Origin of the sequence: Prosthecobacter sp. (genome assembly GCF_014879935.1) — a bacterium.
Lineage (GTDB): Bacteria > Verrucomicrobiota > Verrucomicrobiia > Verrucomicrobiales > Verrucomicrobiaceae > Prosthecobacter.
On the sequence record NZ_JACSRD010000130.1, the window covers coordinates 1 to 25,612 of the forward strand.

Sequence of the window (25,612 nt, forward strand, 5' to 3'; positions counted from 1 at the left end):
TTTGAAATCCTTGTAGAATTTTCTGAAAGGGGAGCCCTTTTGAATAATTCACCCTCATTCTGAAGATGCCTGAGATGCACACGTTCTCCCGCAGGCCTAGTCAGCAAGCAGAAATTCCAGCCAAGGCTGGTCATCATCAGCACTACCGTCGATCATTTCTGGTTTTCAAAACCCAACGTTCCCATCTGCTTATCGGAGCCATGAGCCCCGATAAGCAGGTAAAAATGTTTATGTTCCCCACCGACAGTAAAGGCTATAAAGTCGATGGGGAATAATACCTCTTCCGATTACCCTCATTTCTGGCCTCAAAAGAGGCGATTTGGATTATTTTCTTCGCAACGGATTCGAGGATCAAAGTTGGTCATGGGTTGGATGGTTGCTTACTGTGCACCTTCACTATTGATAGATCTCCGTGGGCGTCGGAGGGGACTCGCTTCGCTCGCCCGCTCCTCCGACCACGGAAATTGTGCCCTCCTGGTCCCTGCGCTCACTGCGTGAGCTTGGTCCTCAGGAGAACACAATGTTTTTTCTTTGCCCTGCCCTCTTCTCCTACCTCTTACGGGCAGGAGAGGAGGCAATTTGGGTGGTGGCATTTTAACAATTACTGGATACTCAGCAGGGCTTGGTTCTGTTGGAGGAATGTCTGAAATACAGCCTCCACCTTTGCATGAATTACATCCACTGGTGCTAATGGTCCCGGAGGAGGAACTAGATCTACAAGTTTGAATACATTGAGCTTTGCTTGAGTGACCTGTCGGCGAAGGCGCGATGATGATGCCTTGTGCAGGGACCGGTGCTTGATGTAGCGATCAACAATTCCGGCATCCCGCTTGGCCTCCATCGCAAGGAAGCTACCGATGTCGGAAGAAGATGCATTCACCGATGGTGACACCTGGGTAAAAGCCATCAGTAGGCTTCGATATACCTGGTAAGCCTCTGTGAACTGAAGGGTATTCAAGCCATCTTGTGAATTAACACCAAATAGTTCGGCTATGAATTTTTTCCCCTTTGTCTGAAACTCGATGCGGGTGGCATCCACCGCTGATGCTGGCATTAGGTGTCCGCCTCGTTTTTTGTGAAGCTTGGCGTAAGCATTAAAACGGAGGTTCCTACCTTTGAAGACAATACCACCTTTGCCATATAGATCAGGAGGACTTTGTATTTTTGGGTGTTTGGCGTGTTGAAGGCTGCTTCGGATAAGTTGAAGTGGAACATCGAACTGCCATACCAAATCGAGGCGGCAGATATGGCCATTGATGATGGATGCTGCATCGTCGCCGGAGTAAGCTGGCGACAGAAAGCGTAGGAGGCTGTTTAATCTTGAAAGGGCCTTGTCGATTTCAAGCTGACTGCTGATCAGACGGCTGTTGTGTCCATACAGCATGCAGGGCATTTCGACTTCTAGCTTTGTAAGTTGAAGTGTGCTGGTAGTGAACAGGCGAAGACCGAACAGGGGAAAGCTGTATTGACTGGTTCGCTGAGGGCGATTTGGTTTTACATTAACTTGGGAGCTTGACCTGTGAACCGGCAATAGGCTTTGGAGTTCTTCGATGCGTTCAGGGAGTAGGAGAATTGGTAGTGGGAAGTTTATTGAAATGGTGTCTATCATACTGATAAATTTGCAAAAATGTCATTGGTTGAAGTGTGATACCCAAAGTGGGCTGTCGGGGACGATGAAGTCCCCAGCAGCATTTGGTTCTGTGGTGATGGCCCCTTTATTTTTGTGGGTCATCCATGGGGATCTCGGCGATCCGCTCGTCGATGACGAGCTGGGCGGCGGTTCTCCAAAGCTTGCTATTATTTTCGCGCAGGACTTTGTACAAGAAGTTGGTGTCGTAGTTCTGCATGCGCTTCATCACACTGTGAAGCGTAGCCGAAGCTCCTGTGCCGACGCGCCGATCACCAATGGTGATGGCGCGGTGGTGCGATGGGGTGCGTATCATTGGCAACCCCCTTTCCGTTTTTCCTGCCGCGCCAGCACCTCGTCGGGTGACAGGCCCGGTAGGAACGGCCAGCTCGGGTCATATTCTAGAGGCCCGGGAAGAGTTGGGGCAGGTTTCGGTCTCTTGTTTTTTCTATCCTTTTTGATCTGGGATGGCATGTTGATCACGGTTCCATCTCCGCCCGTGAGGCTGAGCAGTTGCGCAACCGGAAACGCAAGGTGCCGGATATGACGCAATGGTTTTAGCAGACCACGCGCCGTCAGGCGATAGACCGTGGTAGGCGAGACGCCGAGAGCACTCGCAGTCTGGTTAACATTATAACATAGCTTAACATCAAATGATGCTCGAATGGCCCCTGTGGGGTCGTTATTTATGAAAGCGAGCCGTTGCGGGCTCGATGTGGGTTTCATTTGCGATGACTTGCGCACCTTTTTGGCACAAGGATTTTGCATCTGCTTTTGAGGACATAGGTGCGCGAATGCCCGTATTGATTTCATCATGTCCCGTCGGGCTTGCGCCTGTTTTGGGAACATCGTTGTCACGACTCTTCGCCAGCCTTGAGCTGTCGAATTTTGGTGTCGAGTTATGAGTTTATGACTTTGGAAGCAGTGTTGACGCGTTGACAGTCGCGTTGACTGTCCCTACCAACCCTCTCAGGAAGAAAGGTTGAACAAATGGCTCAAATGAAGCCCATCACGATCATGGATCATGGATCATGGATCATGGATCATGATGTTGTGAGAGGCTACGACCGAGCGAGATTTTGGGCAATCTTTTTGTGCTGTGCGACGCACTTTTTTGGAGCCAATCTATACATATCATTTGAAGCAGCGAAGGGGTGATCGAGCAGCAGCGTTGCATAGCGCGATTGAATCAGCTATTCCGGCTGCGTTGATCCATCGCCACCGATCAGGAGCCGAAAGCCCTCGGCTTTAGTAACACTTTAGTAACACCCCTCCTTAAAATGGGGCCATTTGGGGCAAAATGGGGTGAGGTCGTCCGGCTTCTGATACGCCCTGAAACCCTTGACACTGCGTTGTTTGGCGACGAAAGATCATTTCAGACTGCATGCGGCGAATGCCTTCGTTTCTTGTTCGGGACGAAGAGGTCGTGGGTTCGAATCCCGCCAGCCCGACCAACGCTGCTTGCGCGTACAGTACAGAAGCAAGACATGGCGAATCCAACCCAGCCCAAGAAAATTCTGCTCGCCGAGGATGTGCGGGCGATCTCCATCCGAATGTCCCATGCGCTCGAGACGCATGGCTATGTGGTCCGCGTGGCGGAGGACGGGGAGGAGTGCGTGGAGCAGCTTGAGGAGTTCAAGCCCGACCTGCTCGTTCTCGACCTGATCATGCCGAAGATGAACGGCCTGGAGGTCCTGCGGCATCTGCGCTCCCAGCAATCCACCCAGCATCTGCCGGTGATCGTCTGCACGGCGAAGGACTATTCCACCGAGTTGAAGCACATCCAGCAGACCGGTCCGGTGGATGTGCTGATCAAGCCGTTCGAGCCCGACCTGCTGCTGGCGAAACTGCAGCAGTACTTTCATGAGGCGGCGACCGCCACGGGTGTGACCCACCGCGAGCATCTGGTCCCGACCACCGAGCAGTATGCGCCGGTGCTCGACACGAAGCGGCCGCATGTGAAGCTCTGGGGCACCCGCGGCTCCATTCCGGTCTGCGGTTCCCGTTACGCCCAGCATGGAGGCAACACGACCTGCTTCGAATACAACACGGGCAGGGAACGCATCCTCTTCGATGCCGGATCAGGCCTGCGCGAGGCCGGGCAGTCGTTCCTGGCCGGCGGACCGTGCCACATCCATCTTTTCATCACGCACACGCACTGGGATCACATCCAGGGCTTTCCATTCTTCGTGCCGATCTACATTCCAGGCTTCGAGATCACCGTGTATGGCGAGCGCGGCTTCGGGAAGAACATTGAATCCCTCCTCTGCGGCCAGATGGACCGCGATTACTTCCCGATCCAGCGTGAGGATCTGCGGGCGAAGATCAATTTCGTCTTCCTCGACGATGCTCCGGTGAAGATCGGCGATGTCACGGTCTCCCGCGAGTTCACCCAGCATCCAGGAGCCACCGTGTGCTTCAAAGTGGAGCATGAGGGCTGGAAGGTGGCCTTTGTGCCGGACAACGAGTTCCTCCAGGGCTATCTCGGCTCTCCGTCGGCCTTGTCTCGCGATTCGAACCTCGTGGTGCCTTACGAGCCGATCGTGAGGTTCCTCGACGGGGTGGACCTGCTCGTTCACGAGGCGCAGTATCTGCCCACCGATTATCCGAAACGCATCGGCTGGGGGCATTCGAACCTCGCCACGGCCTGCGCCCTGACCAAAATCGTCGGGGCAAAGAAGTGGATCGTGGTGCATCACGATCCTGATCATGACGACCTGGCCCTGCATGCGAAGCTGAACCTCACGCGGCAGATTCTGAGCGAGATCGGCAGCAGCACGCAGGTGGTCCACGCCTACGATGGCATGGCGGAGTATCGCTGAGGTCAGATCACCGGATCGAACCCCACCAGGGCCTCGGCAAGCAGGGCGCTCTCACGTTTCAACTGCTCATACATGAGCTGGGCACCCTTCAAATCGCCCGCGTGGGCGTATTCGCAGAGTTCGGAGGCCAGCTTGAAGGCCCGCGGCGCGGCGTAAACACCCAGCATGCCCTTCAGCGAGTGCGCCGCCTCATAAAGGGGCTGCGCCTTGCCGGCGGCGAGCGCCTTCTCGGCCTTGCGCAGGTACTTTTGTGAATCCTCAGGGAAAATCGCGATCAGTTTGCGCATCAGCTTTTCGTCTCCGGCCGAGTCGCGGAAGGCCGCCGCATCAAACGGAGCGCTGTCCTTCGGCGGTGGCGCGGGCAGAGGCTCCGCCACGTTCAATTCGCGTGCGGGCGGCGGCAGCGGTGCTTTGCGGGAGAACTGCTCCACCGCGCGGAACAACTCGGCGGAACGCAGCGGCTTGGCCAGGTAGTCGTCCATGCCTGCGGCGATGCACAGCTCGCGGTCGCCTTTCATGGCATTCGCGGTCATGGCGACGACCGGCACGTGCCCGCCCTGCGTCTGCTCGATCTGGCGGATGCGGGCGGTGGCCTCCAGGCCGTTCATGCCCGGCATCTGCACATCCATGAGGATGGCGTCAAACTGGTTGCTGTTGAAGAAGTCGATCGCCTCCTCGCCGCTCGACGCCAGCGTGACGATGTGGCCGCGTTTCTCCAGCATGCGGGCGCTGACGAGCTGGTTCACGTGACCGTCCTCCACCACCAGCACTTTCATCGAAGCGTGGGCGGTGACGACCGGATCTGTCCGTGGCGTCTTCGGTTTGATGGAAATGCCGCTGGTGCGGCCGCAGGCGATGGTGAAATGGAAGGTGCTGCCGACTTCCGGCTGGCTTTCCACCCAGATGCGGCCGTGCATCAGCTCCACGAGGTCGCGGCAGATCGCGAGTCCGAGCCCGGTGCCGCCGTAACGACGCGTGGTGGAGGCCTCCGCCTGCGTGAAGGCCTCGAAGATGCGCTCATGCATGTCCCCGGCGATGCCGATGCCGGTGTCGTTGATCTTGAAGTGCAGGATGATCAGGTCCGCCGTCTCCGATTCGACGCCCACCTCGATGGTGACACCGCCTTTGTGGGTGAACTTGATGGCGTTGCCGATCAGGTTGATCAAAATCTGCCGCAGGCGGCCGTCATCGCCGATCAGCCGGGCTGGCACCTCGGGGCTGATGTGGTGAAGCAGCACCAGCCGCTTTTGGTAAGCTCGCACGCTCATCGCCCGCACGGTGTCCGTCACGATGGCATTGAGGTCGAACTCATGGGAGTCCAGCTCCATCTTGCCCGCCTCGATCTTCGAGAAGTCGAGCACGTCGTTCAGCAGTTCCAGCAGGGAGTCGGCGGACTGTTTGAGCATCTCCAGATACTGCCGTTGCGTGTCATCCAGCTTCGTGCCGAGCAGCAGCTCGCCCATGCCGATGATGCCGTTCATCGGGGTGCGGATTTCGTGGCTCATGTTCGCCAGGAAGACGCTTTTCGCGCTGTTGGCGGCCTCGGCGGCCTGGCGGGCGTGGCGCAGCTCCTCCTCGTCATGCTTGCGCTCGGTCACGTCCGTGTGGGAGCCGGCCATGCGGTAAGGTTTGCCGTTTTCATCCCGCAACGCCCGGCCGCGGGCCAGGATCCAGCGCCAGGAGCCGTCCTTGTGCCGGAAGCGAAACTCGACGGCATAACGGGGGATCTTGCCGCTGAGGTAATCGTTCAGCACCGCGAGGACGCGATGATGATCGTCCGGGTGCAGCAGTTGCTCGAAGGTGCTGAAGGTGTTTTCGAGCTCATCCTCGGCGAAGCCGACCATGCTCTTCCAGCGGGGCGAGAAAAACACCTCGTTGGTGCGGATGTCCCAGTCCCAGATGCCATCATTCGTGCCGCGCACCGCCAGGGCGAAGCGCTCCTCGCTGGCCGCCAGTTCATTCACGGCCTCGTCGTTGCTCGCCACGCGGCTCAGCTTGCAGGAGTGGAGCATGGCCTGCAGTTCCTGGATGCGCTGCTTCAGTTCCGGCACGGAATCTGGGGCGGCGGGTTCTGCGGGGGCTGACATGAGTGCGCTTTGTCCTAGGGTTGGGCTGGCCGTGTATGCCATTTAACAAGCAGATTGGGGCATCCTCAAACGCAAAAACCTTTACCTCTCCGCATCAGCGGCACCGGGCCTGTGGTTGTGACCGGGTCACGAACACGCAACAAGTTGCGTGTTCGGCTCTCCTGGCGTCGTTCAAGGCCATCGCATGAACCGCCGCCACTTCCTCTCCGCTCTTCCTGCCGCCCTCGCCGTGTCCAGCCTGGCGGCAGACACAAAATACCGCGTCGCCATCATCGGGCACACCGGCCGTGGGAACTTCGGCCATGGCCTGGACACGATGTGGAAGGCCATTCCAGCCACGGAGATCATCGCGATCGCCGACGCGGACGCGGCCGACCTCCAGGCGGAGCTGAAAAAGATCGGCGCTGGCAAAGGCTTCTCTGATTACCACTCGATGCTGGCCGGGACGAAGCCGGACATCGTCGCCATCGGCCCGCGCCACATCGATCAGCATCGTGACATGCTCCTGGCGGCCATCCAGAACGGTGTGAAGGGCATCTACATCGAGAAACCCTTCCTCCGCAGCCTCGCGGAGTGCGATGAGGTCATCGCTGCCGCCGCGAAGTCCGGCACGAAGATCGCCATCGCCCACCGGAATCGCTATCATCCCGCCCTGGCCATGGTGGCGAAGCTCATCGGCGAAGGAGCCATCGGCCGCGTGCTGGAGATCCGCGGTCGTGGCAAGGAGGATCCACGTGGCGGCAGCCTCGACATGTGGGTGCTCGGTTCGCATGTGATGGGCTGTGCCATCGCCCTTGCCGGAGCCCCGCTGGCCTGCACCGCCGGCGTTTATCAGGGTGGAAAGCCTGTGACCAAGGCCGATGTCAAAGAGGGCGACGAAGGCATCGGCCCGCTGGCTGGCGATGAGATCCACGCCCGGTTCGAGATGGAAAACGGTGTGCCGTTCTTCTTCGACAGCATCAAGGACGGGCGCCTGAAGAAGGCCGCCTACGACGACCCGGCCTCGTTTGGCCTCCAGATCTTCGGCAATGGCGGCGTGATCGACCTGCGCATGGACCAGGAGCCCTTCGCGTGGATTCAGGCGGGCAAAGAACCCCGCAAACCGGTGCTGGCGGACAAGGACATCGCCAAAAAAGTTTCCAGTCATGAGATTTCCGGGCTCGACCTTCTCGACGCGATCCAACAGAATCGTGCGCCTTTGTGCGATGCCGTGCAGGGCCGCCAGATCACCGAAATGATCAGCTCCGTCTTCGAATCCCACCGCCTCAACGGCCAGCGCGTCACGCTGCCGCTGAAGATCCGCGTGAATCCGCTCACCCTGTTATGAAAACGCCCGCCACACCGCCGCTCCTCGTTCAAAACGGCACGCTCATCCTGCCGGATCAGTTGATCGAAGGAGGCGCGGTGCTGTGCGAGCGCGGAAAAATCACCGCCGTGGGCAAACGGGTCGCCGCGCCGAAGAACGCCACCGTGATCGATGCCAGTGGCGGTTACATCAGCCCGGGGTTCATCGACATCCACGTGCATGGCGGGGCAGGGGCCGATTTCATGGATGCCACCGTGCCAGCAGTGCGCACGGCGTTGAAAGCGCATGCCCACCATGGCACCACGACGATCTTTCCCACCACCACGACGGGAGCCCCGCCGCAGATCATGGGGATGCTGATGGCCTGCCGCGAGGCCAAACGCACCTGGCAGGCCGCCCACGGTGCCCGAATCGCAGGCGTGCATCTGTATGGGCCCTATTTCGCCGCAGACAAGGTGGGCTGCCATTCCAAGGAGGGCCGCCGCTCGCCGAACCCGGCCGAATACGCCACCTGGTTTCGCGATGACCTCGTCCGCATCGCCACCTGCGCCGCCGAACTGCCCGGCGCGGAGGCTTTTTATCAAACCGCAAAGAAAAGCCGCTGCCTCATCACCTGCGGCCATTCGAATGCGAACTGGGCAGAAATGGAGCGCGCGTTCAAGGCCGGCATGCGCCACGTGGATCACTTCTGGTGCGCCATGAGCAGCGTGAACTCGCTGCGGTCACGTTTCGGCACGCCCATGCAGGCCTCGATGGAGCAGTTCGTCCTCGCGACGGCTGAAATGAGCACCGAGGTGATCGCCGATGGCAAACATCTCGCGCCCGAGTTGCTCGATTTCGCCTTCCGCATGAAGGGCGCGGAGAGACTCTGTCTTGTGACCGATTGCAATCGCGCGATGGACATGCCGCCGGGGCGGTATCGCTTCGGATCGGAGGACGATGGCGCGTTTTTTGAAAGCGACGGGACCGTGGGCTTTGTGCCGGGGCAGGGGCTGGCCAGTTCAGTCGTCGGCATGGATCACATGATGCGGCACATGAAGCAGAACACCTCTGCCAGCCTTCCGCAGGCCGTTCGCATGGCCAGCCTGACGCCCGCGGAGCGCACAGGTATCGCCAAAACCTGCGGCAGCCTTGAGAAAGGGAAGCAGGGGGACATTCTGGTGCTCAGCCGGAAGCTGGAGGTGAAAAGGACCTTCATCGCCGGTGTGGAGGTGCCACAGGACTGAAACCGGCTCACCCGCATGAAACTGATCCGCTACTCAGACTCGAAGGGAAACATCGCACACGCGGCTCAGCAGGCCGATGGTTCGGCGAACGTGATCGAAGGTGACATCTACGGCGACTTTCGTGTCACGGAACGCAAGGCGGAGGTCGTGAAGCTGCTGGCGCCGATCCAGCCGTTCGCGATCATCTGCATCGGGCTAAACTACAAATTCCATGCCGAGGAGACGAAGGCTGCCATTCCGCAGCATCCGGTCGTTTTCATGAAGCTGCCGAACGTGGTGCAGCACCCAGGCGATCCCATCCTGCTGCCGAGGCATCTGAGGAGTGACAAGGTGGACTACGAATGCGAGCTGGCCGTCGTGATCGGCCAAACGGCGAGGAACGTGAGCAAGGCGGACGCCTTGAAGCAAGTGCTGGGCTACACCTGCGGCAATGACGTGAGCGCCCGCGACTGGCAGAAGCATGGCGGTGGCGGCCAGTGGTGCCGCGGAAAGAGTTTCGACACCTTCTGCCCGCTCGGGCCCGTGCTCGTGACGGCCGATGAGATTCCCAATCCAAACAACCTCGCGATCAAGACCGTGCTGAACGGTGAGACGATGCAGGACTGGAACACGAATGACATGATCTTCGATGTGCCAACGCTGATCGAGTTCCTCAGCGGCAGCACCACGCTGATGCCTGGCACGGTGATCATGACGGGGACGCCCCACGGCGTCGGCATGGCCCGCACACCGCCCGTTTTCATGAAGCCTGGCGACACGGTGAGTGTGGAAATCGAAAACATCGGCACGCTGACCAATCCAGTGCGTGCCGAGGCGTGAGCTTCGGGCTCAGGCTCTCTCCAGTTCGCGAATCAGGAGCTCGTAGCGGCTCTTCAGACAGCATTCTTCGAGCAAGGTGCGCAGGATGGCCTTCCGACGCACAAAGTGAAAGGCGATGATGTCGCAGACGGTGTCGAATTCGCCGACCATTTCGAGTTCGCGCCGCAGCTTGCGCATGCTGTCGCAACTGTCCTGGGTGGGATGGGGCAGAAGCGAGAGAACCTGCGATTTCAACTGGCACAACGCTTCCGCAGACGTGTTCTGGGCGATGATCGGCTCGACAATGGCAATTTTGAAGGGCAGCGACTGCTCCCAGCCGGTGATGCGCATGCGCTGGACGCCGTAAAGCATGACCTGCGAGGTGCCATCCGGATTTTTGACGGAGGCCTGGATCAGACCGGCCGTGACGACCGGCAGCACCCTTTCCCCGCCGTCACGCACGCCCACGCTGAACATGCGGTCGGTCCGCAGCGCGTGGTCCAGCATCTGGCGGTAGCGCTCCTCAAAGATGAACAGCGGCAGATGACAGCCGGGGAAATGGTAGCAGTCATCCAGCACGATCAGCGGCAGCCGGTGCGGGAGTGCGAAATGCTTGGGGCTGGAGGACGGGCGGGATTCCATGGAAGGATTGCCAGAGTTACGCCTGAAAGCCGCGGTTGGTTCCGCGCTTCATGGGGGAGCTTGCGGAAGAGGGGTCTGATCTCGCCGCGTCTGCCACCTCACATGCCGCCAGCAACTGCCATGCGGAGGATGGCCGTGTCTGGTGCGCCCGCCAGGAATCGAACCTGGATATGCGGCTTCGGAGACCACCATTCTATCCGTTGAACTACGGGCGCTTGATTCGGGGCCGATGCTTCGCATGGACGGTGGAAGGCGGCAAGTCGTTTTCAGGGCGGATTCCTTTCATTCGGCCTCCGCCGTGCCGGCTCACATCAGGTCGTGGCCGCCTTCACCGGCCTTGGCGGAACTTTGAAACTTCTTCCATCGGAAGGGCTCCACGATCTGTCCCCAGAAGGACTTCGGCATGGCGTCCTTGATGCCGATCTCCGCAGGCGGCCGGCGGGTGTGGTCATCATAATAGGTGCCGAAGATGATGTCCCACAGCATGAGGTTCTCGCCGTAGTTCTTGTTGCCTTCACGCAGGTCCATGGAGTGGTGCCAGCGGTGCAGGGCAGGGGTGTTGAAGATGTAATTCAGCCAGCCGAAGCGCATCTCGATGTTGCAGTGCGTCATGAAGCCGATGTAGGCGGTGATCGCGCCGAAGTACTCCACCACAAACTTCGGCGCACCAGCCAGCGCCAGCAGCGGCGCGGAGAAGATCATGCTTTTCAGCGTGTCCACGATGTGAAAGCGGCCCGTGTTGAAGAACCACAGCTTTTTTGAGCTGTGATGCACGGCGTGGAAGTACCACAGCGGCATCCATTCATGCGCCACTCGATGCGCCCAGTAGAGGCCGAACTCGGCGATCACCAGCCCGAGCACGACCTGGAAGAATTTCGGCCAGTGATTCGGCCAGAAGCCCGTTCCCAGTTCCCCGCCGACCACGGTGGCCAGCCCCAGCCAGGTGAGTGAGACGACGATCAACTGCACAAACGACTTTGTGAAAGCGGTGTGCGCGAGGTCGGGAAACTCCTGCCCGTCCGAGTGCAGCCACTGCTTCTCATGCGGCCGCACCTTCTCCAGCACAAACAACACCGCTGCGAGGCTGAAGTAGGTGATGTTGAAAGCGAGCGGTCCGTGCCCACTGGCGATGCCGATCCCGGTCGGAATCAGGGCGGCGACGAGAATGAGGGGCCAGAGCAGGTAATCGAGCGACGTGCGGAGCATGGGCGGGCTTTTCAAAGCAAGAATCTGCCGGATTTCCAGCGCCGATCTGGCGAATGACATCTCATTGCTTGCACTCCCATCGGCCGCGTGTTCGATGCGCGGCCCATGAAGTCCGTCATCGCCATTTCTCCCGGAGAACTCGCCATCCTCGACACGCCGCAGCCCGAACCCGGGCCGTATCAGGCGCTGGTGCGCACCGAGTGTGCCTGCTTGTGCAACCGGACGGATTCGGAACTGCTGGGCGGCACGTTTCCGGGCATGGAGGACAGGTTTCCCTTCGCCCTCGGCCACGAGAGCGTCGGGACCGTCGTTGCCGTGGGTGGCAAGGTGAGAAACTTCAAGGTTGGTGACCGTGCGGTGGGAGGGCTGGTGTTTGATCTGCAAAAGGAAGGCGTGGACTCCGGCTGGGGCGGTTTTTGCGAATACACGCTGGCCAATGACCACGATGCCATGGTCGCGGATGGTGTCGCTGACGAGGCCCATGGCTGGGTGGAGGTCTTTGAGATTCAGACCCGCGTCGATGCCGACATCCCACCTGAGCAGGCCGTGCTTCTCTGCACGTGGCGGGAGGTTTTGGGCGCGTTTCGTGATTTCCACCTCCAGCCAGGGGAAGACGTGCTCATTTTCGGCGCGGGACCGGTCGGACTCAGCTTTGTGAAGCTCGGTCGCCTCTTCGGCCTCGGCTGGATCGGCATTGTGGACCGTCATGCGGACAAGCAGGCCAAAGCGCTCGCCTTTGGAGCGGATGCGGCCTTCAAACCCGGCGACATCGAGATCAGTGAGCTCGCGAAGATTCGCGGCAAGAAGCTGGATGCCGTCATCGATGCTGTCGGCCATCCGGACATCGTGAATCAAGGACTGCCGCTGCTGCGTCGTGGCGGATCGCACTGCATCTACGGCGTCCTCACGCACGGCATCCTGCACATCGACAAGAAGAAGGCCGACTTCAACTTCAACCTCTTCGTCCACCAGTGGCCCACCCGGCGCTACGAAAAGGAATCGCAAGCCGCGATCTGCCAGTGGATTCGTGAAGGCAGGCTCACCTCCGCCGATTTCATCACGCATCGCTTCCCGTTGGATCGCATCACGGAGGCGTTCAAGGCCGTCGCCGAACGGAAGGTGATCAAAGCGCTGCTGAATTACACTTGATGGACTCCTCGGTTCGTCGGTATTGGGCCCGTTCGCTCGGCTCGTGCCGAACCTTGGGCAGCCGAATGACTGGCGGATGACGCTCTCCGGCATCATGGTTTCCACGGCCTCTCCGTCGAGGGCCGTCGTCCGCACGATTCCCCAGACTGCTCCGAAGTTGCATGAAACTCACCCGACTGCTCCTCTGGCTGATGCGCTTCATCGAGCCGTTGCGTGGCTGGCGGGTGCCGGTGGAGTTGCTCAGGGGGCGGACGGGGGAGGACGGAGCGGTGGCGACACTGCTGATCGCCGGCCACCCGCGGCGAACCGCCTATTTCAAAGCACGCCTCTTTTCCGCAGCGCCAACCACGGAAAAGGTCCGTCTGGTGCCCATCTGGGCGCTGCAGCGGCTGCTGGATGAATGGAAGTCCGCAGCCGATTTCACCATCGTGGAGATTGATCACATCTCCGCCCGCCTTTTCATGAAGACGAACTGGCTGGCGGCACCTCCCTGGGTGTCATCCGTGATGCCGGTGCCGGAGGATCTGCAGCAGTTCGCACGTGATCATGGGCACGCGGCGACGGACATGCGGAAGGTGAGGAACCGGCCGTTCGCGGCGGCGCTGTCGCACGAACCGCAGGACTTCGACATCTTCTTCGACCGGTTTCATGTGCCCTACGTCGCCAAGCGTCACGGCCACACTGCTTCCCTGGCACCGCGTTGGTATTGGCGGCGGTTGTTCCGGCAAGGCGGCATCCACTGGATCACCCACGAAGGCCGGCAGGTGGCGGCGGATCTCGTCATCATGCGACAGGGGATGCTCCACAAGCTCATCAACGGAGTTCTGGATGGCGATGTCGAGTGGATGAAGGCTGGCGCTCTGGCTGCCTTGTATGTGCATGCCATCCTGCTGGCCAGGAAAAACGCATGCACGCGTATCCACCTCGGCGGCAGCCGTGCCACGCTTCATGACGGCGTCCTGCGCTACAAGTGCAAGTGGGGCGGCGTGATCTGTCCCTACAACGAAGGTTACTCAAAGCACTTCGTCACGCTCTACCACTGGGGGCGCATTGAAGGAGGCGCGGAGCGCTTCCTCTCGCACTTCTCGCTGATCCATCACGATGGCCCCGGTCTGTCGGCTCTGTGGTTCGCCCCGCCGGAGGTCTGTCACAGTGCAGAGTCTTTGATGCGGGAATGTGAGGCGCTGAATGCCCTGGGATTGCAGTGCTTCCGCGTCGTGGTCCGTCGGCCCGTGCCGGAGGGGTTCCAGTGCCCGCCCGGAGTCTGGCTGGTCGAATGGGAGGAAGCCCGCACCACGCCGCCGCATGCTTGGTCTGGAAAGCCCGGGCCGCCATGACCGGCATCTAAACCTGCCCGTTGGTGCTGCGGCCATCCCCAGCCGCTGACGACCGCGCAGGTCCTTTTGAAATGAAGGCTGGACAGCATGACCCCGGCTGTGCGGTAAATAGAAGAGTCATGTTTGGTTTCTTGTCACCTGCGGTGAGGGACCGGCACTTTTGCCGTGCCTACACACGCCTATGCCAAAGCCAGAAGCACGTCTATGGCACCAGCCTGCTGCCGTTTCACAGCTACGAGAGCACGCACCTCTACCTGGTCGCCTGTGACGCAGGCGTGGTGAGCCTGGACTCGATCCCGAACCGCGCCTGCTGCCAGTTCGAGGACTATGTGCCACCCGCCTCCGTCGCTGCGGCGGAGACCGAGCGGTTCTGCTCCGCCTTCAGTGTCCTGCTGGGCTACATCGACCTTCAGGACGATACGGATGACGGCATTGCCCTTTTCCAGCGGGCCGTTCTTCTGGCGTTTCATCGGCGCTTCGAGCAGTGCCTGCGTTATTTCTCCGGGCTGGACCCCGAATTCGCGAATGTCATCGCCCGGATCATGGGCCGGCAGGGCAGTTTGGAAAAGCATCCCGGTGATCTGACGCTCGATCAGTTCGTCGCCGCCACCGGTGATGGCTTCGCGTATCTCTTCGCCCTCTTTGCCAAAGCCATGGGGCGGCAAGAACTGGCGGCCACCCTGGCGGAAACCGGACGCCATGTGGGCGAGGCCGTGTGCGGATTCGATGCGGCGCATGATTACCACGACGACCGGCGGTCCGGTGCGGTCAATCCGCTGCGTTCAGAGGCGGACATCCCCGACGCCCTGACGCGGGCCAAAGCGTCCCTCCGGGCGGCTGCGGAGATTTGCCAGGCCCGGTTTGGAGCCCAGTCCCTCGCTGCCTCCCATCTGCTGTCGGTGGAGCAGACTTTGGTGCTCGCAGAGCCAGATCTGGCCGTGAAACTCGCCGGTCGGCTCGCCGATGATGTCGTTTCGCCCTGTGCCGCACAGCACGCCGCCTTTCTCTCCTTTCCGTTCAAGGCGCTCGCGGGCAAAACCTGCGGGGATGCCGCCTGCGTCGGTGGATTGACCGCCCTCCTCGGCGTCATGGTCGGCGCGGATCGTCTTGCCGGCGCCTGCGGGCTTAAACGCAAGGTCGCCTTCGTCGATCCGCTCACCGGGCAGCCCGCCACCGGCCACGTGGAATGCCGTCACAAGCTGATGTGATGCCCCATGGACTTCCCCGCACCAGACTCCAGCAGCCCCGCCTGCCCTTGCTTCCCAGTGCTGGGCGGTGTGATTCGCGAGATTCCCTTCCACGACCATCGCGAAATCATCTCTTGCATGCGTCGGGAAACCTACACCACCGGCCTGCTTCATGACATCGATGAGTTCGACCCCGTCGCCCACCACTTCGCCATGTTCGACGCAGCAGGCGGCATCGCCGGGCTGGTCCGCATGTTGCGAAATGACGAGGTGGAAAAGCTCGAACTCCAGTGTGAGTCCGATGCCCGCGACCTGAAATTCCCCACGACCGGCCTCGTCATGGAGTTCTCCCGCGGTTGCGCCCGCAAAGGCATGGCCAACATGCCCATCCTGCAGATGAGCCGCGCCATGCACGACTACGCCCTCCACCACCACGCCGCCCACGTCGTCAGCAAGACCGGCCGCCGGCTCCTGCCCCTCTACAAGCTCATGGGGTTTCGCGTCTTCGGCAGTCCCTTCTACTCCGACTGGTTCGACGACCGCAACACCGGCCTCATGAGCATCCCCATCATCTACGACTTCCCGGAGGCAAAGCCGGTTCCGAAGCCTGAGGAAGAGGTCCTGGTCTGGTGATCCGTCGTCAGTCCGGCCAGCGCAATGTCACCCCGGGCATCTTCGCCGCGATCACACCGCCGCGTTCCCGGCCGAGAATGCACATCGCCGTGGCCAGGGCGTCGCTTGTCGTCGCATCCGGGGCGATCACCGAGCAGGCGATGCGTTCCGTCAGGCCGAGACCGGTCCTGGGCGAAACGATGTGCGAGTACCGCATCCCATCCAGCTCGATGAATTGATACAGGTCTCCCGAGGTCGAGACACCGCAGTTCTTCAGGCGCACGGTCTGCATCACTTCCTCGCCATTGGCAGCCGCCTTCTTGAAAGTCCTCAGATTGATCTCCCATCCGTCCTCGCCCGGCGGCGGATCGCCGATCGCGATGTCCCCGCCCGCGATCACCAAAGCTCCGCCGATGCCGTGCTCACGCAGCATCCGCAGCCCCTCATCCGCTGCATAGCCTTTCGCGATCCCTCCCAGATCCAGCAGGATTCCCGCTTTCGTCAGCGTGATCGTCCCCGCCTTCGCATCCATCTTCACCGCCCGCCAGTCCGTCGCTTCCAGCGCCTTTTGCAGCCGGTCCGGCGGTGGCAGCTTTTTCACCCGCTTCGTCCTCCGCCAGAGCTGGCTGAGATTTCCGCACGTGATGTCAAACGCCCCCTCCGTCACTCGCGACAGCTCCAGCGCCCGCGAAATCACTGCCAACAGCGGCGGACTCGCCTGGAACGGCACATCCGGTCCCGCGTTGCACAACCGCATCAGCTCACTGTTCGGTTCGTAATCGGAAAAGACCGCGTTCAGCGACGCGATGCGCTTGAAAGCCGCGTCCACCGCCGTCTCCGCCTCCCTTTTCGACTCCGCATGCAGCGAAATGCGAAATGTCGTCGCCATCAATGGTGCCGAGAAATCAAACCGCTCCAGCGCCTGCGCAGGGACGGTGCAGGCAACGAGAGCTGCGGCAATGGGGGCGCGGAACATCGAAGACACAGACCAAACACCATCGGGCACACCTACGCAACAAGTCAGCAACTCCACAGCGACACGCAACGCCCGTTCAATGTGCCGCACTCCGCCCACCGATTTGTTGCGGCAGGCGTCAGCATGCCGCTGTTCTCAGTGCTCAGTGCTCAGTGATAGGTTCGCCGTTCGTGGAGCATCGTTCAGGCGAAATCTGGAACTCGCGCGCCGCCGCCGGCTCGCAGTGACGTACCTCAGCAGCCAGGCCGCGACAGGACCCTCGGACTGCGACCAAGGCGGGCGCACCATGAAAAAGGCGGATCTGTTTCCAGATCCGCCTTGGATTGAGTCAATCGCGTGAGGTCGCGGGGGCGATCACTTCGTCTCGACAGGCTTGGCGCCTTCCTTGAAGCAGTAGAGGTGCGTATGCGTGGTGACGTAGAGGGCGCCGTTGGCGGCAACGACGGAGCTGAGCAGCGGGGAGGGGAACTCGATGGTGCCGATCTCCTTGAGTTCCTTGCCTTCGGCGAGGATGAAGAGCTCGCCTTCCTCATTGCCGATCCAGACTTTGCCGTCGGCGACGACAGGGCTGGCCCAGATGTGGCCCTTGGTGTCGAACTTCCAGTATTGCTTGCCGGTCTTGGCATCGAGGCAGAAGAGGCGGCCGGTGTAATCGGCGGCATAGACGAGGCCGTCCTTCACCGCAGGGGTGGAGATGGTGCGTTCGATGTCTTTGAAGGTCCAGACGGCCTTGCCGGTGATGTCGCCGGTCATTTTCGGATCGATGCAGCTCAGGCAGCCGACGCCTTCGCCGTGCTCAGGGTCCTGGCCGATGGGGACGTAGATGAGGCCGTCCGCGACGGTGGGGGTGGCGATGATTTCGCTGGGGCCGTCGTATTCGACGTACTTGATGGGTTCGCCGGCGGAGTTCTTGCGATACTCGGGCGGGTTGGCGTCATAGCGCCAGTGTTCGACGAGGATATCGAGGCCTTCGGCGTCTTTCTTGGTCTCGGGGGCCATGGAATAGACCCAGCCGTCACCAGCGGCGAAGATGATCTGCTTTTTGCCGCCGATTTCGACGTAGTTCGGGGAGGACCAGGAGCAGTGCAGCACGCGCTCGGAGGCGACGTGATCCTGCTCGCCCAGGAGGGCACCGGATTCGGCGTCGAGCATGATGAAGCTGGGGGAATTCGGGGCCGGGATGTTGGTGTGGGTCCAATCGACGCCGTTGCAGGTGGGGACGAAGACCTTGCCATCGACGACGAGCGGGTAACCAGCGGTGGCGTTGTGCTGGAACACGCCGAGCTCCTTGTACATGTCATACACCCAGAGGATGTCGGCGTCGGTTTTGCCGGGTTCGATGGGGGAGGTGGGTTTGCCATCTTTGTCGAGCGGGGCCATGAAGGCGGCCTCGTCCTGCATGCCTTGATTGCCGTTGGAAAGGCCGTTGACGTCGATGCAGAGGATCTGGCAGCGATTGCCGGGGACGTAGGCTTTGTCGCCGACGATGGTGGGGCTGGCGCAGATGCCGAGGTATTCCCAGTCGTTGACCTTGCCGCTGCCCATCTTGGGGCTGATGACCTGCCATTTGAACTGGCCGGTGTATTCGTCAAAGACCATCACGACACCGCGGTCGCCCGTGTGCTTGGGATCGCGCGGGGACTCGTTGTTGGTGCCGACATAGACCTGGCCGCCGGCGATCATGGGGGTGCCGTAGGTCTGGGAGCCGAGCTTGGCCACCCAGAGGCAGTTCTTGGTGGTGCTCATGTCGATGTCCTCGGCTCCGGGGCCTTTGTTGGCCTCCTGGGCGTCAGGACGGAGACGTCCGGCGATCTTCGGGGCGGCCTTGGGGCCGTATTTCTTGCCGGGATTGAAATCGGTGGGCAGGCCTTTTTCGTCGGACACCATGTTGCGGGTGTTGCCGCCGCCCCACTGGGTGTAGTCAGCGGCACGCAGCGAGGCCGAGGCAGCGAGCGCCGCGGCAAGGAGGAGTGTGGTGGGTTTCGTGGTCATGTTGAAAGAGAACAGGGAATCAGGATGAAATTACAACGTCACCGGGCGGGCGAAGCACGCTTATTTGTTGGGGGTGATGCTCAGATTGTCGAGGAAGACGCGTCTCTGGTTCAGCGGAGTGAAGCCAAAGATGCCCGGCGAACCGTGCTGATGTGCCCGCGGCACTTTGACCTCGATGGTCCAGGCGTCGGGCTCGGCACCGCCTTTTTCCCAAACCTTCGCCTTCACCACGCCGCTGCCGTCACCGGCCACATCGACGCGGGTCTTGAGGGTGTACCATTTGTTGGCGGTCATTTTGAAGGGCGCTTCCTGCTTCAGGCGCTCCAGGTTGGAGCTGACCTCCAGCTTGCCGGCGTTGCCGCGCAGGCAGATGAGGTAGCGCTGGTTCACCAGGCCGATGTCCGACTTCGAGCGGGCGGAGCCGTCGGTCATCACGTCGGCCTGCATGGTGTAGTTCTTCATGTGGGAAGGGGCCACGAAGACGGTGGCGCGTTGGAACAGCAGGCGGTCAAAGCTTTTGCCGAAGACCTTGCTGCCGTCCTTTTCCATGACCTGGAACTTGAAGCGGGCACCGATCCAGGAGAGCGGCGGGTAGGCAAACTTGTAAGGTGGGTTGTTGTTGGCGTCGGCGGGGAACTCGTCGGCCAGTTCATAGCTCTCGAAGTCTTCGGTGATCGGCAGGTTTTTCAGAGCGCGACCGCGGATGATGCCGAAAAGACCGTCGGGACCCGTGCCTTTGAAGGCTCCCGCGCTGATCTTCGCATCCGGAGCGACGACGAGTTCACCTGCGTCGTTAAACTTGGCGTCCATCGTCGCCTTCACCTTGGCGGTCGGCGGAATGAAGGTCTCCCACTTCACGCCTTTGACGTCCTCGCTGACGATCATGCCGTTCGCATCAACGCTGCGGATGCGGAAGGCCTGCTTGTCACCAGCCATGATGGCGACTTCCGCAGGAATGACCTGAAGGGCCACCGCCTTGCCTGCGGCCGGGATTTCCGGCTTCGGCGCGGCATCGACAGTGATGCCGGCGTTTGGAATGGCGAAGGCGTAGAACTTTTCAGTGGTGGTCACATAGAGCATGCCATCGCACACGCTCGGTGCGCCGAGGCAGCTTCCTTCGAGCTTGATCTCCTGCACGACCTCGCCGGCCTTGTCTCCGGGCTTCACGACGACCAGTTTGCCTTCCATCAGGGGGCAGTAGATGAGGCCGTCCACATAGAGCGGGGAGGAGTGGAGGTTCGCGTTGCTGAGCTTCAGCTTCCAAAGGTCGGCGCCAGTGTTGGCGTCGATGGCATAGAGCTCGGCGCCGTCGGTGAGTTGATAGACGACATCACCGACAAGGACAGGCGAACTGCTCGTGGCACCGATCGGATTGCGCCAGACTTCAGCACTCGGCTCCAGCACGGTGGAGTCGGTGGCAGGAGGCACGGCGGCGGTGAGCTTCTCAGGAAGCTTGATGCACACAAGGCGGCCCTTCTCGGAGCTGTCCACGTTCTCGTCGTTGTGGATGGCGATCAGGTTGCCCTTGTGCAGCACAACGCTGGGGTTCACGCCGTTTTTGCAGATCGGCATCTTCCAGTAAGGCTTGCCGTTGCGGGCGTTCACGCAGACGACGTGGCCGCAGCCAGTGGTGAAGTAGGCCACGCGTTTGCCATCGCGGGTTTCGAGCACCGGCGTGGAGAAGGAGCTGTCCACCGGCGGATTCACGCCCGGAAGCGACCACCACACCAGTTCGCCGGTCTTTTTGTCGAAGCCGTAGATGCGGTCAGCCGCCGGGCCGTCCGCTCCCCAGTTCGAGTAGATGAAATGCGTCATCACGTAGTCGCCCTCGATCACCGGGCTGCCGACACGGGCGTTCGGGAAGGTCATGCGGCCGAGATCCTCCATGAGATTCAGCTCGAACACCTTGGAGCCGTCGATTTCCCAGCAGTAAAACGTTCCCGCATTGCTGACGAGGTAGATGCGCTTCGTCTCTGGATCGACGGTCGGCGCACCGATGGAGTAGCGGTTGTAGATCGAGTCGCTCAGGTAGTCCGGCAGCTCATGCTCCCACAGCTTCTTGCCGGTCTTGGCATCCATGCAGGTGATCAGCTCGATCAGGTCCGTGGTCTCGCCTTTGTAGCCCCAGAGGATCACTTTACCGTCGAACACCACCGCCGTGCCGCGTCCGCGGGCGTCGTAGGTCCACGCAGGTGTCTCGGACAGCTTCCCAGCGCCCTTGTAATGCTCCAGGGACACGCCGTTTTGCAGCGGACCACGCCAGTTGGTCCAGTCATTCGCCTGGGAGATTCCAGTCAGGGCCAGGATGGCAAACAAACAACCAAGGGTGGTGCGTGGGGGATGCATGGGTTGGGGAAGGGGTGGAAAACGAACATCGTGAGCGCTCGCCGCGCTTCAATGCGATTTTCATACCTTTCGCACAGGAGGAATGCACCAGCGTCCACAGGGGATGACGAAAACGCCCGGCACGCCGCGCATCTTGCACCCCGTTCCGTGCGCTTCGGGTGCATCGGGGCAAAACCTGACGGCCATCGCCTGTGGACCTCCCGAAACTGAAAATGAGGAGTTCAACCCGCCCTCCCTGCCGTCATGAAAACCTTCTTCCTTTCAATGGCCTTTCTCAGCATCGCGATCTCGGCTTCCCGGGCCCAGCAGACCGTGGTGGTGCCAGCAGTGCCGCCGCCCCCCGTCTCGCCCCCTCCAGTCGTGGTGGTGCCTCAAGCGGCCGCCTTGGATCCGGTCGTCATTCAGCGCCAGCTTTCCACCGCGCCCGTGTTGCGCACCACGCGGACCACGACGGTGGTCGAAACGCCCGGCCGGCCGACGCGGGTCTATGAATCTGAGCGCAATGTCGTCGTGGTGGAGGACCAGGGCCAGTTCCGCGAGATGCCCTATGTCACGCTGCCGGTGCTGTTCGTGAAGGAGACCGCCGAGTTGCTCGACGCGGCGTCGCGTGCCGCCCTGGAGCAGACCGCCGGCGTCATCCGCAACGTCGTCGCCACCGATCCCAAAGCACGATTCGACATCGAGGGCCACACCAGCACGGATGGCACCACCGAGTTCAACGCCTCCCTCTCCGCCGCACGCGCCCAGCGTGTGTATGAGGAACTGACCCGCCGCTATGCCGTGCCCGCCACCGTCTTGAGCGCCCATGGTTATGGCGAGAGCTTTCCCGCCTATCCGAACGGAACTGAGGCGCAGATGCAGCTCGACCGCCGCGTGCTGGTCGTGCGCACGCGATGATCCCGCCCTCCGACGGCCGGCGATCCACGGCCCGTCGCGACCGCCATGACCTCACCCGCCACGAAGCTGATCCTTCTTCTCGTGCCGATGGCCCTCGGCCTCGCGAGTTGCTGCCAGTGCCCGAAGCCCGCGAATCCCGCGCCAACGGGCCTGCGGCAGCGCATTCTTGTGAGCATTCCCGACCAGACGATGCAGACCTACGAGGAGGGAAAGCCAAAGCGCCGCTATCCCGTCAGCACGTCGCGTTTTGGCGTGGGCGACCGCTTGCATTCGAACCGGACGCCGCTCGGCAGGCTGCAGGTGGTGGAAGTCATCGGTGAAGGTCTGCCCAAGGGCATGCGCCTTGCCTGCCGGGAGCCCACCGGGCAGATCGTGAAGAAAAACACGCCCGGCTGCGATGTCATCGTCACCCGCATCGTCCGCCTGCGTGGCACTGAGCCCTGCAACGCACGCACCTATCGCCGCTGCATCTACATCCACGGCACCACCAATGAGAAGGACCTCAAAAAGCCCGTCTCCTGGGGCTGCGTGCGCATGGGCTCTTCCGACATCATCCGCCTGTGCAAGTGGGTGCAGCCGGGAGCGGAGGTGGACATCATCCAGGAGCCGCTGCCGCCCGGCCGCTGGGCCACCCTGTTCAAACGCATGCCCCAGCCCGCGGCAATGCCGGAGCTCACCCCGGCATCGCGAGGCGTGGCGGCTACCGCACCACCTGAAACTCCGGCAGCATGCAAACCATCCACAGCAGATCTTCGACACTCTGCTGGCTTGGCTGATCTCCGAGGAGCTGCTTCGCGGTCGTGAGCTCGGCGGCCGTCGCGTCACGGGACAGCGCGTGGCGGAACAGTCGCTCCACCAATCCGTCCATGGGGCCTTCGACCAGGCGTTTCGCGCCTTTTTCGAGGTTTTGGGCCAAAAGGCTGCCATTCGCCAAATCGATGGCTTCGAGGGTGGAGAGCTCGTTGGGGCGTTCGGTGACGATTTGATCGCGATTGGGCCTGCCGAGCGTGCGCATGAGGAAATCGGACTTCATGAGCGAGGCGCGGACCATCATGCCATTCGATGTGGCACCTTGGGCGAGGAGCATGGGGGCTTGTTGATTGAGCGCAGTCGTCCACGCGGCGATGGGTTTGACGATGCGGGCCTTTTTCCAGTCCTTCGGCTGAAATTGCGCGAGGCGTCCTTCCTTACCGCCGGGCACGGCGGAGGTCCACTCCCAGGTGTCGTCGCTGACGATGATCGTCTCCTGGCCTTTGTCATCGCGCACGCGGGCGTCGAAGAAGAATCCGGCGAGGTTCGGGCCTTTGCCGGCATTCTTGGCGACGGCGATGATGACGTTCGGGCCTTTCTTGAGCGCGGTTTGCAGCGGCACGGCGGCGAATTTCGTCCAGTCGGTGCTTTCGCTGATCTTGCGGTTGTTCACGTAGAGGATGTACTCGTTGTCGCAGGTCATCACCGCGCTTGAGCTGGCGGGATCGGAGTCGAGCTGGATGGTTTTGCGCAGCGTGATGGTCTCGCCGGCGTCGGGCTTGAGGTTGTCGCTCCAGATCCACTGGCCTTTGACAGTGATCGTCTTGGCAAAAGCGGGATCGACTTTTCCGCGCAGCACATTCGCGTCCATCTTCGTCGGCGCGGCACCGGTGAGCTGCCACACGGCGTCCACGAATTGCTCGGCGGTGAGCCGTTTGGCACGCGGTCCGGCATAGACGTAGCCGTGATCGTCCGCGCCTTTTTGCACGACCTGCGCCTGCGACGAATAGGCCTGCGAGGTGGCGATGTGCGCGATGGTCTTCTTCAAATCCCAGCCGCTTTCCACGAGATACATGGCGAGGTAGTCGAGCAGGTCGGCATTCCACGGCTCGGTCTGCATCGCATCGACCGGATGCACGATGCCGCGGCCCATGAGGCGTGCCCACAGGCGGTTCACGATGGTGCGCGGGACGCGGCCGTTCTTTTCATGCGTCATGAGCGCGGCGAGCTGCTTCAGGCGCTCGGCGGGCGGTGCCTTCGCGTCGATTTGACCGATCTCCGGGAAAAGCCACGCCGCAGTCGCGGTCTGGCCGATGGGTTTGTCACAGCGATGAATCTCCAGCGGCTTCTGCGCGTAGATCGCGGCGAGTCCGTAGGCTTCGCTCAGCTTCCAGCGGTCGATGAAGCTGTCGTGGCAGGACGCGCACTTCATGTTGATGCCGAGGAAGGACTGCGAAACGCTCTGCGCGAACTGGATTTCCACCGTCTGCCCCGCGCTGACATCGCCACGCCACTTGATGCCGTCGATGAAGCCGCGGCTCTCGTCATTCGGCGGCGCGATGAGTTCGCGCACGAACTGGTCGAAGGGCTTGTTCTCGATCAGCGCGCGGTAGAGCCAGTTGCTGATCTGCTTGCGACCGCCGGTGATGAAGCCGGTGCCGCCGTAGTCGTTGCGCAGCAGGTCGTTCCAAAACGTGAGCCAGTGCTCCGTGTAGTCCATGTCGCGCTTGAGCAGCGACTCGACGAGTTTGGTGCGATCCGGATTCTTCTCAAACGCCGCCAACTCCTCCGCCGTCGGCAGCAGGCCGATGAGGTCGAGATGCGCCCGGCGCAGAAACGCCGCGTCGGAGACCTTGGGCAGCTCTTTGTTCAGCAGGCGGTCAATCGGGTGCGCGTGCTTCGATTCCGGCAGCGCCACCTTCCGCGGCAAAAACGGCGGCTCATACGCGGGCTTCTTGAATGCAAACCCCTCTTCCCAAGGCACCCCGGCCGCCACCCACGCCTTCAGCAGCGCGATCTTCTCCGGCGGCACCCGTTTTCCCTTCGGCGGCATCTGTTCATCGCTGTCCGTGGACAGCATCACCTCGATGAAGCGCCCGTTTTTGATCACCTCGCCATTCTCGCTGCCTTCCAGCAACGCCTTCCGGTCATTGAAACTGAACCCGCCCTTCTTTTTGTCCCCCGCATGGCATTCCGCGCAGTGCTCCCGCAGGATCGGCACGATCTCGTGCGAGAAATCGACGGCGGCGTGGGTCAGGCAGGGAAGAACGAGAAGAGGAAGGAGAATGTGACGCATTCGGGGAGACGAACGTGCCCAGGCGCCCGATTCTCGCGCCTGCGTCGTGGAGATTGCGGTGGCAAGCCTTGGCACGACACCGCTGTCGTATGCCGGATGGCGTTCTTCGGCCGCACCACCGTCTTCCGGCGCTCGAAAGCGGTCTCGCCGATGCAAGGGTGCCCTTGCATCTCTGCCACCGCCATGACACTGACGCGTGGTTTGAAGAAAGACGGGAGGCGGTTCGTGGGGGCTGCAGACGAATGGCGCGGGAGTATTTTGGAGTGCTCCGGCCCTAGCCGCCACTAACCTGCATTTCTCACACTTGTTCAGAGCACGCACTCATCGGCAGAGGTTGGAGTGTAGCCTTTAGGCGA

At 61.3% G+C, this 25,612-nt stretch carries 19 protein-coding genes and 1 tRNA gene; 10 read left to right on the top strand and 10 right to left on the bottom strand.

From position 1 onward, the window contains the following. Nucleotides 1-601 precede the first annotated feature (601 nt). Both IAE77_RS11015 and IAE77_RS11020 read right to left on the bottom strand, forming a co-directional pair. Nucleotides 602-1,609 carry a hypothetical protein gene (locus IAE77_RS11015; protein ID WP_294226121.1) on the bottom strand — a complete coding sequence of 336 codons (1,008 nt, stop codon included), beginning with the start codon at nt 1,607-1,609 and terminating at the stop codon, nt 602-604. 106 nt (nt 1,610-1,715) lie between these two features. Continuing rightward, the gene (locus IAE77_RS11020) at nt 1,716-1,943 is read right to left on the bottom strand and encodes a hypothetical protein (protein ID WP_294226126.1); all 228 of its coding nucleotides are present in this window, start codon (nt 1,941-1,943) and stop codon (nt 1,716-1,718) included. Nucleotides 1,944-3,114: 1,171 nt separating this feature from the next. Between IAE77_RS11020 and IAE77_RS11025 the strand changes: the two genes are divergently transcribed. After that, nucleotides 3,115-4,449 carry a response regulator gene (locus IAE77_RS11025; RefSeq protein WP_294226129.1) on the top strand — a complete coding sequence of 445 codons (1,335 nt, stop codon included), beginning with the start codon at nt 3,115-3,117 and terminating at the stop codon, nt 4,447-4,449. Nucleotides 4,450-4,451: 2 nt separating this feature from the next. On the opposite strand, the gene IAE77_RS11030 is transcribed toward IAE77_RS11025, so the two are convergent. Next, on the bottom strand, nt 4,452-6,536 hold the full coding sequence (locus IAE77_RS11030; RefSeq protein WP_294226132.1) for a PAS domain-containing hybrid sensor histidine kinase/response regulator: 2,085 nt from the start codon (nt 6,534-6,536) through the stop codon (nt 4,452-4,454). A 184-nt stretch (nt 6,537-6,720) separates the two neighbouring features. Between IAE77_RS11030 and IAE77_RS11035 the strand changes: the two genes are divergently transcribed. From IAE77_RS11035 to IAE77_RS11045, 3 genes are read left to right on the top strand one after another with little or no spacing between them, the layout of a single operon-like run. After that, a complete protein-coding gene (locus tag IAE77_RS11035; protein ID WP_294226135.1) occupies nt 6,721-7,863 on the top strand; it encodes a Gfo/Idh/MocA family oxidoreductase in 1,143 nt (380 codons plus the stop codon). Continuing rightward, on the top strand, nt 7,860-9,068 hold the full coding sequence (locus IAE77_RS11040) for an N-acetylglucosamine-6-phosphate deacetylase (RefSeq protein ID WP_294226137.1): 1,209 nt from the start codon (nt 7,860-7,862) through the stop codon (nt 9,066-9,068). Before IAE77_RS11035 ends, IAE77_RS11040 begins: the two co-directional genes overlap by 4 nt. 15 nt (nt 9,069-9,083) lie before the next feature. Beyond that, nucleotides 9,084-9,887 (top strand): fumarylacetoacetate hydrolase family protein, encoded by an 804-nt coding sequence (locus IAE77_RS11045; RefSeq protein WP_294226140.1) that lies wholly within the window; start codon nt 9,084-9,086, stop codon nt 9,885-9,887. 9 nt (nt 9,888-9,896) lie between these two features. Here IAE77_RS11045 and IAE77_RS11050 read toward each other — a convergent pair whose 3' ends face one another. The 3 genes from IAE77_RS11050 to IAE77_RS11060 form a co-directional block, all read right to left on the bottom strand. Beyond that, complete coding sequence (locus IAE77_RS11050; RefSeq protein WP_294226144.1) at nt 9,897-10,508, bottom strand: LON peptidase substrate-binding domain-containing protein; 612 nt, start codon at nt 10,506-10,508, stop codon at nt 9,897-9,899. 140 nt (nt 10,509-10,648) lie between these two features. Next, nucleotides 10,649-10,723: transfer RNA gene (locus IAE77_RS11055), tRNA-Arg, on the bottom strand. A 91-nt stretch (nt 10,724-10,814) separates the two neighbouring features. Beyond that, nucleotides 10,815-11,714: a sterol desaturase family protein gene (locus IAE77_RS11060; protein ID WP_294226147.1), complete on the bottom strand. Its 900-nt coding sequence runs from the start codon at nt 11,712-11,714 to the stop codon at nt 10,815-10,817. Nucleotides 11,715-11,819: 105 nt separating this feature from the next. On the opposite strand from IAE77_RS11060, the gene IAE77_RS11065 reads away from it, so the two are divergent. The 4 genes from IAE77_RS11065 to IAE77_RS11080 all read left to right on the top strand — a co-directional run bounded on the left by IAE77_RS11065 (nt 11,820) and on the right by IAE77_RS11080 (nt 16,020). Next, nucleotides 11,820-12,863 carry a zinc-binding dehydrogenase gene (locus IAE77_RS11065; protein WP_294226149.1) on the top strand — a complete coding sequence of 348 codons (1,044 nt, stop codon included), beginning with the start codon at nt 11,820-11,822 and terminating at the stop codon, nt 12,861-12,863. A 161-nt stretch (nt 12,864-13,024) separates the two neighbouring features. Next, on the top strand, nt 13,025-14,200 hold the full coding sequence (locus IAE77_RS11070; RefSeq protein WP_294226152.1) for a hypothetical protein: 1,176 nt from the start codon (nt 13,025-13,027) through the stop codon (nt 14,198-14,200). A 119-nt stretch (nt 14,201-14,319) separates the two neighbouring features. After that, nucleotides 14,320-15,408 (top strand): DUF5685 family protein, encoded by a 1,089-nt coding sequence (locus tag IAE77_RS11075; RefSeq protein ID WP_294226155.1) that lies wholly within the window; start codon nt 14,320-14,322, stop codon nt 15,406-15,408. A gap of 6 nt (nt 15,409-15,414) precedes the next feature. Beyond that, the gene (locus IAE77_RS11080; protein ID WP_294226157.1) at nt 15,415-16,020 is read left to right on the top strand and encodes a GNAT family N-acyltransferase; all 606 of its coding nucleotides are present in this window, start codon (nt 15,415-15,417) and stop codon (nt 16,018-16,020) included. Nucleotides 16,021-16,027: 7 nt separating this feature from the next. On the opposite strand, the gene IAE77_RS11085 is transcribed toward IAE77_RS11080, so the two are convergent. From IAE77_RS11085 to IAE77_RS11095, 3 genes are all read right to left on the bottom strand, one after another. Beyond that, nucleotides 16,028-16,975 (bottom strand): FAD:protein FMN transferase, encoded by a 948-nt coding sequence (locus IAE77_RS11085; protein ID WP_294226160.1) that lies wholly within the window; start codon nt 16,973-16,975, stop codon nt 16,028-16,030. A 354-nt stretch (nt 16,976-17,329) separates the two neighbouring features. Continuing rightward, complete coding sequence (locus IAE77_RS11090; RefSeq protein ID WP_294226163.1) at nt 17,330-18,967, bottom strand: PQQ-binding-like beta-propeller repeat protein; 1,638 nt, start codon at nt 18,965-18,967, stop codon at nt 17,330-17,332. Nucleotides 18,968-19,027: 60 nt separating this feature from the next. Next, nucleotides 19,028-21,313 carry a PQQ-like beta-propeller repeat protein gene (locus IAE77_RS11095; RefSeq protein WP_294226166.1) on the bottom strand — a complete coding sequence of 762 codons (2,286 nt, stop codon included), beginning with the start codon at nt 21,311-21,313 and terminating at the stop codon, nt 19,028-19,030. A gap of 243 nt (nt 21,314-21,556) precedes the next feature. Between IAE77_RS11095 and IAE77_RS11100 the strand changes: the two genes are divergently transcribed. Both IAE77_RS11100 and IAE77_RS11105 read left to right on the top strand, forming a co-directional pair. Continuing rightward, entirely contained in the window at nt 21,557-22,210 is a 654-nt protein-coding gene (locus tag IAE77_RS11100) for an OmpA family protein (protein ID WP_294226168.1), read from the top strand. 45 nt (nt 22,211-22,255) lie between these two features. After that, entirely contained in the window at nt 22,256-23,014 is a 759-nt protein-coding gene (locus IAE77_RS11105; protein WP_294226170.1) for a L,D-transpeptidase, read from the top strand. Here the strand turns inward: IAE77_RS11105 and IAE77_RS11110 are convergent. Then, nucleotides 22,911-25,256, bottom strand: a complete 2,346-nt coding sequence (locus IAE77_RS11110; protein WP_294226173.1) for a DUF1549 domain-containing protein — start codon at nt 25,254-25,256, stop codon at nt 22,911-22,913. The genes IAE77_RS11105 and IAE77_RS11110 overlap by 104 nt on opposite strands. Nucleotides 25,257-25,612: the final 356 nt, after the last annotated feature.